This window comes from Anabaena sp. UHCC 0253 (assembly GCF_009712085.1).
GTDB lineage: Bacteria > Cyanobacteriota > Cyanobacteriia > Cyanobacteriales > Nostocaceae > Dolichospermum.
On record NZ_VILD01000020.1, the window covers coordinates 9,098 to 20,505 of the forward strand.

The following is an 11,408-nucleotide window of genomic DNA, read 5'->3' on the forward strand; positions in this document are numbered from 1 at the left end:
ATGAACTTTCAAGTATTAAGAAATAGCTTTATAGTCGGGTCATTGGGTGTATCATTTACTGGCTTTATCGCACTGTTCACACCCTATCAGCAGTTCTCACAATTCCTTATCTCATCTGGATTAGGGTCACTTGGTGCGTCTAATTTAGCCATAGTATCTAGTCAGAAAATTAGTAATAAAAAACGCAATAAGTTGTTAGCGGAAATTGACAGTTTGAGAACGGAAACAAACAGCTTCGCTAGTATGTTGGCTGATAAGCATAAATTATTAGTTTCCGCCGATGAGGAAATAGAGAAACAGCATCAAGATATTAGTAATCTGTTGGCTTTATCTACTCAATTGGAAACTGAACTAAAAGCCACTAAGGAACTGCTAAATGATACCCAATCTATTAACTTTGAAACCGCTGTCACTACATTGCGGGAAAGTTTGGAAACAGCACAATCTCAAATTAATTCATTAATTCCCTACTTAGTGAAGAAGTTTCCCGATGTACGGAACAACTGCACAGAATTATTGAACCAATTTAACCACGATTGCAAACAGTTATCAGCACAAATAGGGGTAATTTCTGACAATAGCAGCTTGAGTAATGAGGACTTGATAGCGGCTTGTATTGCCATACAGCATGAGATTATTCTCAAAGGGTCATCTATTAAAGCCAAGCTTTATAAAGCAGCCTGTGACCATCTACAAAAGCAGCTTTACAACGTTATCCCCATTACAGAACATGAGGAAAAATTAACTAAACTACGTGAATATTTCTTAGGGAATATTAAAGCCATACAAGCAGAATTTGGACAGGTGGCAGACGGAGTAATTAGTGCATATAAGCAAGATTTTAGCGAGGTTGTTAACGACGGTTTAGCGCAGTCTCAAGAATTGGAAACATTGCAAAATCAGATATTAAGTCTTAATGGTAAACTCCAAGATTTGAGTAAACCTTTGCAGTTTGTAGGGACTTCGGAAAGTGCTAGGGTAGGCAATTCAATTATTAATTACTATTCCTCAAAATTAGGAATTACCCTTGATGCAATTGATTTTAGCAGTACATCAGAAGGGTATAAGCTGCTATTTCATCTATCAAGAAATAATAGATTTATTCCTTGTGATCAACTCAACGACGGAAATAACCCAGACAAAATTAAGGAATTATCAGGAAGTTTAAATAGTCCCAAGTTTACCCAGTCCGAGCGCGGTAATTATGTGAGTCTTGAGATTGAACTGCGTAAGATGGAGAAGAAAAGCGCAACGATTGAGGACATACGGCGGTTAATTGAACCATCTAACAAATTTGGTGAGATTGTTAGTAGATATCATCAAAACAAGCCTACATTGCGAGTTATGACCCGCACCGGGGGCGGTAAAGGTATTGCAGTAAAGAATCTTTTGCACCATTACATAAACCATTGGGAAGGTTGGGAACTGTGGTTAAGTGACCCGCAACATGGCAGTTTTGAGGATTATTGGAACTGTCCTAAAATTGCTAAAAGTCCTACGCAAGCTGCTAACATTCTCGACACATTCATAGAGGAATTTAACGACAGAAAAGAGAATCAATCATTTAACCCAGATATCCCAGTTATGGGTATTTTCGATGAGACAGATAAGACTTTTGACAAGAAACAAAAAGCAGGTATTAGTCAAATTTGGACTGAGATACGCCACCGTAAAATGAAGTTAATCTTAATAGGTCAATCATCAGAAGTTGGTAAGAATGGGTGGACATGGGATGAGATGAATAACTGCGGCTTAATGTTTATTGGCGATGCAATTGGAACAGCAATAAAACACGCCGATGATATGGGATGGAGTTCTGAAATGAAGAATAAAATCCCTAGCATCTATGCAAAAGTATCCGAGTTTTTTAATAGCCAAAATGCAGATATACTAGTTAAAAACCATTACCGACTGGCTTTATTGGTTGACGGCATGAAGTATGATTTTGTAGAGATTCCCACCGCACTAGAAGGGGGACTGACTAATAATAAATCATGGCTTGTGTCGAGTCCGTGGCAGTCAAAAGCCATAAAGGAAGGGCAAAATATAGCCTGTGTTCACTGCGGTTCAGTTAACATTAAAAAGAATGGTAAATCAGGTGATAAGCAGCGATATTCTTGTAATTCTTGCAGTAAATCATTTAGCGTTTAGGAGTGTGAGAAATGCCAGTATTTTACACTATTGAGTTATTCGGTTTTCGTGTTCAGCTATTTGAAAAGCAGTTCTTCTCATATAGCTTTACTATTTGGTTAGGGGATGAATTGGTAGGGAGAAATATAGAAGGAAAGTTTTATCACCCTTGGTTTTCAGTCCGTAAAGTGCCACCTAAAATAGATTTTAAAGGTTATCCAGATGGTATAGACCCCGACGATATTCCGTTTTAGTCCCTGTAATTGTAAGCTGTAGATCACAGGGGTCTACAGTGGTTTATGAAAATCAACAGGCACGGACGCGCCAAAGTTCTTACACAGCAGGAAATCCAGTTAATATTTAGTCAAGGTCTAGATAACGACCGTGACCGGATGCTGTTTGGTGTGTGTTTGTTTAGTGCCTGTAGGATTAGAGAATGTGTAACCCTGCTAACTGGGGACGTTTACACACCCAAGGGTGAAGTTAGATCACTATTTGTAATTAGAAAATCAAACACCAAAGGAAAACTGGCCACCCGTTCCATCCCAGTAATTGAAGACTTACGGCGGTTACTCGCTGAACATTACCGACTAGCAGGTTATGATTACCTGTTCCCTGGTAGAAGCAACGGACATATTAGCCACGATTCAGCAGCAAGGATTTTAAGGAAAGCTTGTGAGCAAGTAGGAATCACTGGAGTTAGTACCCACAGCTTCAGACGGACAGCCTTAACCCAGATGAGTAACGCGGGTATACCGTTAAGGGTGATTCAGGAATTATCAGGACATAGGAATTTAGAACAGTTGCAAAGGTATTTAGAGGTGAGTGATGAACAGGTGTTAGGGGCTGTTTCTGCCTTATCAATGCTGTCACCTGTGGGTGATGTCGTCAAACCCCCATTTAACGACCTCTCAACACCTGAATCATTACGGGTGGAAACTAAACAAGACTAGATATGATTAAGTATATATATTTAAAAGCATAATTTTTATTTACGGTTTTAGTGTTGGGGTAAAATTAAATTTCAGATTGATAAACTCCAGTTAAAATTAGAATCAGGAAACAAAGGTAAGACAGTTAATAGAGTTATGGCAACCGCAGCACCAACAACTGACCCAATGAATGTCCCCAAAAAACTACCTTTTTTGGAGTCAATCTGTTGGCAAACAGCAGATGTCTATCGGTTTACTCCAGAAGAAATGTTAAGTCGCTATGAGCGTGGTTGGACATATTGCAATCTATTTAATAACCTCGAAGGTGATGAGCTTGATTTCCTCAAGAAACTTGCTACAAAGTATAAATCCTGGGTACAAGTAGCTTTATGACCTTCAGGTTAGAACATCACAATAAAATTCTCACGATTCTTGAGTGTTTAGATTCTGAGGTACTTAAAGAGGGTTCTGCTTACTTCGGTGGTGGGACTCTTCTTGCACTTGATTTTGAAGAATACCGATGGAGTAAGGATGTTGATTTTATTGCTTCCGTTGGTACGCAAGGCTATAAATACCTCCGTCAAGTAGTATTTGACGGTGGGCATGAAGCATTATTTCGTGATTTAAGTAAAATCAAAATTGGACGTAGCACAACTGACCAATATGGAATCAGGATGATAGTTTTTGTAGATAATATACCTATAAAAACCGAAATTATTGCGGAAAATCGTTTTCAACTAGACCCACCAAGATATCCTGAATGGTCGCCTGTTCCCTGTTTAAGTCTCAATGACTGTTTTACCTCTAAACTGCTATCAAATTCTGACCGCTACATGGATGATGGCGTTGAAGCGAGAGATTTAATTGATCTAGCAGTTCTCAGGTTGCAATCTCCAATCCCTCAAGTATCAATTGATAAGGCTGAAATCGCTTATGAAGTGATGCGACCTTTGAAAAAAGCGATTGAACGCTTTCAGTCAAGACCAGATTACAGAGAAAAATTTTTTGTTGGACTACAAGTTGATAAAGCACAGATCCCCAAAATTATTGACGGTATTGATTTATTGGCGGAAGATTTAGGTTTATCCCAGACGGAGAGGCTTTTTCAAGAACAGCATGATATCTTTGCGGATTTAGAGACACAAGGTTTTAATGATATCAGCGTAAAATCGCCTACAGTGAGAATTCCAGCCGATGATTAGGTTTCAAGTCAGGGGTTAAAGTTTTTTTAGCATAAGTAAAAGCAAACTTATGGTATTTAGATACTCAGATAGTCGTATAATTCATAAGGTTTAATTATGATTGTTCCTCTATGGCTGCCAACACAACAGATTTAGAAAAACGTTTATGGGATGCTGCTGATGAACTTAGGGCAAATTCTAAACTTAAATCTTCAGAGTATTCAGTACCAGTATTAGGCTTAATTTTTCTGCGTTATGCTGACTGGAAATTTACTAAGATTGAGCAAGAATTAAAAAGCAAGGGAAGCGGTAGAAGAGGAATTAGTAAAACAGATTATCAAGCCAAAGGTGTCATGTATTTGCCTGAAGAGGCACGATTTTCTTATTTAATTAATTTATCTGAAGATGAAAATTTTGGTAAAAAGATAAACGATGCCATGAAGGCAATAGAAAAAGAAAATAAAGATTTAGAAGGGGCTTTACCAAATAGCTACACTAATTTAGATAATGAATTATTAGTTGAATTATTAAAAAAGTTTAATAAAATTGATTTTGGTGCTGATTTAGAAGGGGATACTTTCGGGACAATTTATCAATACTTTCTTAGCAAATTTGCCATGAGTGAAGGGCAAAAAGGGGGAGAATTCTTTACACCAACTTCTATAGTTAAATTAATAGTTGAAATCTTAGAACCCTATCATGGTCGAATATATGACCCTACTTGTGGATCTGGTGGTATGTTTGTCCAAAGTGCGAAATTTATAGAAAGACACAAAAAGAATCCGAGTACAGAAATTAGTATTTATGGTCAGGAGAAAGTAGAAGAAACTGTAAATTTATGCCAGATGAACTTAGCAGTACATGGACTTTCAGGAGAGATTAAACAAGGTAATACTTATTATGAGGTTAACCACGCCAACATAGATATAGATTATTTTGATTTTCTGATGGCAAATCCACCATTTAATGTTGATAAGGTGGATAAGGAGAAAATGAAAGGTGATATCCGATTTAAAGAGTTGGGATTACCCAAAACAGATAATGCTAATTATATCTGGATTAATTTATTTTATAGTTCCTTAAATGAAACAGGTAGAGCAGGTTTTGTCATGGCTAACTCTGCTAGTGATGCTAGAAGTTCTGAGTTAGAAATCCGTAAGAAGTTAATACAAATATCTGTAGTTGATGTCATGGTTGCTGTTGGTTCTAACTTCTTCTACACAGTGACTTTACCTTGTACTTTATGGTTTTTTGATAGGGGAAAAAGAGATACAATTCGTAAGAATAAAGTATTATTTATTGATGCTAGACATATTTTTACACAAATAGATAGAGCGCATCGAGAATTTACGGCAGAACAAATTGAATTTATCGCTAATATTGTTAGGTTATATAGGGGTGAAGCGGTAGAAAATAATTATGATAGTGAGGCAATTTTACAAGAGAAATTCCCAGAATGTAAATATATTGATGTTGCTGGGTTGTGTAAAGTTGCAACTATTAATGAGATTGAAGCGCAAGGTTGGAGTTTAAACCCTGGTCGTTATGTGGGAGTTGCTGATAAGGTTGTAGAAGATTTTGATTTTGCGGAAAGATTAGAAGAATTAAATGAGGAGTTAGAAGTTTTGAATGTAGAAGCTAGAGAGTTAGAGGAAAGAATTGGTGAGAATGTAACTATGCTTTTGGAGGGATAGTGTAATGACTGTAATTAATAATAAATTATCATTTTGGATGACAAAAACTATTGGAGATTATTGTCTAGTAGGCGATGGCGCACACGCTTCTATTAAAAGACAGCCAACAGGCATAATGTATTTGACATCAAAAAATTTTAAACGTGGAGGTCTGGATTTATCTAAAGTAGATTATATATCTGAAGAAGATTACCAAAAGTATTTTAGAGATAATTCAAAGGCATTAACTAAACCTCAAATAGATGATGTTTTATTCAGCATTATAGGAACTATAGGTGAACCATACTTATATAAAACTCAAGATAAATTTGGTTTGTCAAGTAGTGTATCAATTTTAAGACCAAACAAATCAGTTATATATCCTAAGTATCTTTATTACTGGATTAATGGTTATATTTTTCAAGACGCATTGTATAGTATTAAAGGTGGTGTAGCTCAAAGTTACGTCAGTTTAGAAATGATTAAGTCATTACCTTTATATTATCCTCCTCAGCCCACCCAAAAGAAAATTGCCTCTATCTTATCTAACTATGATGACTTAATCGAAAATAACACAAGACGCATCAAAATATTAGAAGAAATGGCGCAAACTCTCTACAATGAGTGGTTTGTAAAGTTCCGCTTTCCTGGTCATGAACAGGTGAAAATGGTTGAGTCTGAATTAGGTTTAATTCCTGAAGGGTGGGAGGTTGTAAAATTGGGTGATGTTGCTCAGGTGATTTCAGGATTTGCATTTAAAAGCACAGACTTTAAAGAAGAAGGAATACCTATTATCAAAATTAAAAATATCCGTATTGGAACAGTAGATTTTTCTGATGTTCAATATGTTGATGATAAATTTCTATTAAAATTAAATCAAAAGTATCATGTTAAAAAAGGTGAACTTTTAATTTCATTAACTGGTTCACATCTTACACAGCCCAATTCTGTTGTTGGTAGAGTAGCCATTAATTTTAAAGGGAAAGAATTATCTCTTTTAAATCAGAGAGCAGGTAAAATCATAATAAAAGATATATATAAATGTAGTATACCCTATCTATTTTACTTGCTTTCTTCTGAAGAAAAAAGCCGTAGTATTGCTTTAATGGCTTCAGGAGCAGCAAGTCAGGCAAATGTTAGCCCCACACAAATTGAAAGTTTAAATTTAATATTACCTATATCAAAAATTATGAATTTATTTTATCAGTTTATATCTCCAATTTTTGAACAAATTAGTAATTTAGAAATCAAAAATATTAACCTCCGAAAAACCCGTGACTTACTCCTACCTAAATTAATCTCAGGAGAAATAGATGTAGAGAACCTAGAAATAGACACAGTAGAAATTGCTGCATAGCCATTTAATAAATAGTGCATAGTAGATATAGATAATCTCTGTAAATACACTAATACTTATGCACTACCCTCACCCCGACTCGGAAGAAGCCCTAGAAAATGCCACAATCAAGCTATTTTCCGAATTAGGCTGGAATACAGCCAACTGCTATGATGAAGAAATAGGCATAAATGGCACATTAGGAAGAGAAACAAGGGATGAGGTAGTATTACTTCCTAAACTGCGTACAGCCTTAACCAGACTTAACCCAGACTTACCAAACGAAGCTCTAGAATTAGCCATAGAGGAACTTACCCGCAGTCGTAGTACATTAAGTTTAGAAAATGCTAATAAAGAAATTTACCAACTATTAAAAACTGGGGTAAAAGTCAGCTTTAAAGATGCTAACCATGAAGAAATAAAAGAAACAGTAAAAATTATTGACTGGAACACACCCAGCAATAATGATTTCTTCCTAGCTTCACAATTTTGGATGACAGGTGATATTTATACTAGACGTGCTGATTTAATAGGTTTTATAAATGGTTTACCTTTAGTATTTATTGAACTAAAAGCCAACCATAAACGCTTAGAATTAGCTTATAAAAATAACTTACAAGACTATAAACGGACGATTCCTCAACTTTTCTGGTACAACGCCGTTATTATTCTTTCTAATGGCAGTAAAAGCCGTATTGGTAGTTTAACTGCATCTTGGGAACACTACAGCGAATGGAAGAAAATCAATGATGAAGGTGAAGAAGGCGTAATTTCTTTAGATACCATTATTCAAGGGACTTGTAATAAAACCCGACTGTTAGACTTGGTAGAAAACTTTATCTTTTTCTATACTGCTAAAGGTAAATTAGTTAAAATAGTCGCTAAAAATCATCAGTTTTTAGGTGTTAATAGTGCCATAGAAGCGGTTAAAGATATTAAAAATAATCAAGGTAAATTAGGAGTATTTTGGCATACTCAAGGAAGCGGAAAAAGCTATTCAATGGTTTTCTTCTCACAGAAAATACTCCGTAAAATAGCTGGTAACTGGACATTTTTAATAATCACAGATAGAGAAGACCTAGACAAGCAAATATATAAAAATTTCGCTTATTCTGGAGTAGTTACAGCCCCAGAAAAAGAAGTAAGAGCTAAAAATGCTGAACATTTAAAACAATTACTTAAAGAAGACCACCGCTATATATTCACATTAATTCAAAAATTCCGTACAGAAAAAGGTGAAACATACCCGTTATTATCCGACCGTTCAGACATTATTGTTATTGCTGATGAAGCTCACCGTAGCCAATATGATACATTTGCTTTAAACATGAGAAAAGCCCTTAAAAATGCCGCATTTATTGGCTTTACAGGTACTCCATTAATGGCAGGAGAAGAAAGAACTAGAAAAGAATTTGGTAATTATATTAGTATCTATAACTTCCGTCAATCAGTAGAAGATAACGCCACAGTTCCCCTATTTTATGAAAATCGGATTCCTGAACTACAGCTAAAAAATGATGAGTTAAATGAAGATGTTTATCGCATTATTGATAATGCCATGTTAGATGAGGAAGAAGAAAAGAATTTAGAAAGACAATGCGCTAGACAATATCAACTTATTACTAGAAATGACCGTTTAGAAGTAATAGCGGCTGATATAGTTTCTCATTTTTTAAATAGAGGCTACAAAGGTAAAGCAATGGTAGTTTCTATTGATAGATTTACAGCCGTAAAAATGTATAATAAAGTTCAGTATTATTGGCAACAATATTTAACTAAACTTAAAACAGAATTAGCAACATTAAATATTAGTGAATTTGAACAGAAGCGACTATCTAAACAAATTCGTTACTTAGAAGAAACAGACATGGCTGTAATTGTTTCTCAGTCTCAAGGTGAAATAGAAGCTTTTCAGAAAAAAGAATTAGATATTACATCTCACCGTCAAAGAATGGTGAAGGAATCACCAGCACTAGATGAGAAATTCAAAGATGTTGAGAACCCATTAAGAATAGTATTTGTTTGTGCAATGTGGATAACTGGTTTTGATGCTCCTAGCTGTTCTACCATTTATCTAGATAAACCAATGTATAATCATACTCTTATGCAAACTATAGCTAGAGCTAACCGTGTTTTTAAAGATAAAAATAACGGGTTAATTATTGATTATATAGGTGTATTTAAAGACTTAGAAAACGCATTAGCTATTTATGGTTCTGCTTCTGGTGGTGGAGTTAAAGAAGGTGATAAACCAGTTAAAAACAAATCAGCTTTAGTAGGACAATTGCGAGAAGCAATAACGGAAGCTTTAGTATTTTGTCAAAATAAAGGAATTGACTTTATCCAGTTAGAAAATACTCAGGATGCTTTCTTACGGACTAAATTTTGGAATGAAGCTGTAGAAGCAATATTAGTTAATGATGATGCTAAACGAAATTATTTTTCTATTGTTAGCAACGTCACTAAACTTTATAAAGCAATATTACCTGATATCGCTGCTAGTGAATTTACCAAAACTCAATCACTCTTAGCAAGATTAGCTGATAAACTTCGTTTAGAAGTTCCAGATATAGATGTATCTGATATTGTAGAACAGGTAGAAGAATTATTAGATGATTCTATTACGGCTGGACAATTTATCATCTCTAATAATCCTAGCCAATTAGTAAATCTCAATGATTTAGATTTTGCAGCATTACAAGCAGAATTTAATACTGGCTATCAGAGAACATCAGCAGAAAAACTAAAAAGCAATATTAGCAATAAACTAAAAAACATGGTGCAGGTAAATAGAACCCGGATTAACTATCTAGATAAATTTCAGAAAATGATAGATGAATATAATTCAGGTTCTAGAAATGTTGAATGGTTTTTTAATGAATTGATTAACTTTGCTCAAGATTTAAAGACAGAAGATAAAAGAGCAATAGCAAATAGATTAACTGAAGATGAATTAGCCATTTTTGATTTATTAACTAAACCAGAAATTAAACTCACCAAAGAAGAAGAATTAGAAGTAAAACAAGTAGCTAGAGAATTACTAGAAACATTAAAGCGTGAGAAGTTAGTTTTAGACTGGAGAAAACGCCAGCAAACTAGAGCAGGAGTAGAAGTGGCAATTAAAGATATTCTAGACAAATTACCTCAAAGTTACTCAACAGATATATATGAGGAAAAATGTTTAGAGGTTTATAAGCATATCTATGAGTCTTATTCAGGACAGGAAAGCAGTATTGAGGAGATATAAAATAATTTGGCATTAGGGAGCGTTTAAACTCCCTAAAAATATTGCTGTATAAAGCTTTTATTCAATCCCATTAGGAACTAAAGCCGCGACATCAATAACATCTTCTATTTTGCGCTTATCTACTTTGCGGTTCAGATATGGTGTAAGTTCATGAGTTGTATTGTGGCTTGTAATATCATCCTGATAGTCCGTTAATATTTCTTTCACAGTTTGAGGTTTTGATCCTGTTAGGGATTGGATAGCAGTTTGATTAATATGCCACCTATCCCCCGTCTCTGATACTATTTCCGAGTTATGTATTTTAATTGCCTGTATGGCACGTTTAACCATTTCTCTAGCACGTCCAGGATGAGTTTTATATTTTGCACTAAGTAATTCTTGTGTTTCAACTTCTGATAAATCAGAATCAAATTGTTTAGCTTTACCTGTTAAAGTAGTCGCATAAATAGTACAAGCTTTTTGAATAAATTCTGAGAGAGACAAACCAGAATAATCTAGTGCATCTTGTACCTTTTGTTGAGTATCAGCATCAAGTTTTAAAGTTGTGATGTCCATAGATTCTAAAGTTAATTCTGTAGTAGTTTCTGGTTTAGTTTCTGTGGGAATATGTGCAATTAATTCTGTTACGGTATTTTCTTCTGTAGTGGTTTCTGGTTTAAATTCTGTAGCGGTTTCTAATGATGGTGAAAAGCCAGAATGATATTGATTTCTAGCATCGTCTCCAACTACTTCCCATCGTTCCTCACTAGCGGTGGCATACCATAAAGCTAAGTGTTCAAATCGTTCTAATTGACCCTTACCAGCTTTAGTAAAGTAGTAACCGGGTGTAGCTTCATTTTTATCAGGAAAAGCCGATTGGATAGCTTTTCTCAAAACAGTTCTACATCTTGCAAAGTTCCCATCTGATAC

General features: G+C 35.0%; 9 protein-coding genes. 8 read left to right on the forward strand and 1 reads right to left on the reverse strand.

The annotated features are described in order from the left end of the window. From FJR38_RS27160 to FJR38_RS27195, 8 genes are all read left to right on the forward strand, one after another. On the forward strand, positions 1 to 2,151 hold a 2,151-nt coding region (locus FJR38_RS27160), incomplete at its 5' end, for a hypothetical protein (protein ID WP_168540677.1). A gap of 11 nt (positions 2,152 to 2,162) precedes the next feature. Then, positions 2,163 to 2,384: a hypothetical protein gene (locus FJR38_RS27165; protein WP_168540679.1), complete on the forward strand. Its 222-nt coding sequence runs from the start codon at positions 2,163 to 2,165 to the stop codon at positions 2,382 to 2,384. A 45-nt stretch (positions 2,385 to 2,429) separates the two neighbouring features. Next, complete coding sequence (locus FJR38_RS27170) at positions 2,430 to 3,083, forward strand: site-specific integrase (RefSeq protein WP_168540681.1); 654 nt, start codon at positions 2,430 to 2,432, stop codon at positions 3,081 to 3,083. Between the two features lie 135 nt (positions 3,084 to 3,218). Continuing rightward, complete coding sequence (locus FJR38_RS27175; protein WP_174764145.1) at positions 3,219 to 3,455, forward strand: hypothetical protein; 237 nt, start codon at positions 3,219 to 3,221, stop codon at positions 3,453 to 3,455. Continuing rightward, positions 3,452 to 4,264, forward strand: a complete 813-nt coding sequence (locus FJR38_RS27180) for a nucleotidyl transferase AbiEii/AbiGii toxin family protein (protein ID WP_168540683.1) — start codon at positions 3,452 to 3,454, stop codon at positions 4,262 to 4,264. The genes FJR38_RS27175 and FJR38_RS27180 overlap by 4 nt, the downstream gene beginning before the upstream one ends. Positions 4,265 to 4,374: 110 nt before the next feature. Continuing rightward, the gene (locus tag FJR38_RS27185) at positions 4,375 to 5,937 is read left to right on the forward strand and encodes a class I SAM-dependent DNA methyltransferase (protein ID WP_168540685.1); all 1,563 of its coding nucleotides are present in this window, start codon (positions 4,375 to 4,377) and stop codon (positions 5,935 to 5,937) included. A 4-nt stretch (positions 5,938 to 5,941) separates the two neighbouring features. Further along, a complete protein-coding gene (locus FJR38_RS27190) occupies positions 5,942 to 7,273 on the forward strand; it encodes a restriction endonuclease subunit S (RefSeq protein ID WP_168540687.1) in 1,332 nt (443 codons plus the stop codon). Between the two features lie 58 nt (positions 7,274 to 7,331). Then, positions 7,332 to 10,499: a type I restriction endonuclease subunit R gene (locus tag FJR38_RS27195; protein ID WP_168540689.1), complete on the forward strand. Its 3,168-nt coding sequence runs from the start codon at positions 7,332 to 7,334 to the stop codon at positions 10,497 to 10,499. Between the two features lie 57 nt (positions 10,500 to 10,556). Here FJR38_RS27195 and FJR38_RS27200 read toward each other — a convergent pair. Next, a partial coding sequence (locus FJR38_RS27200) for a hypothetical protein (RefSeq protein ID WP_168540691.1) occupies positions 10,557 to 11,408 on the reverse strand: 852 nt, incomplete at its 5' end.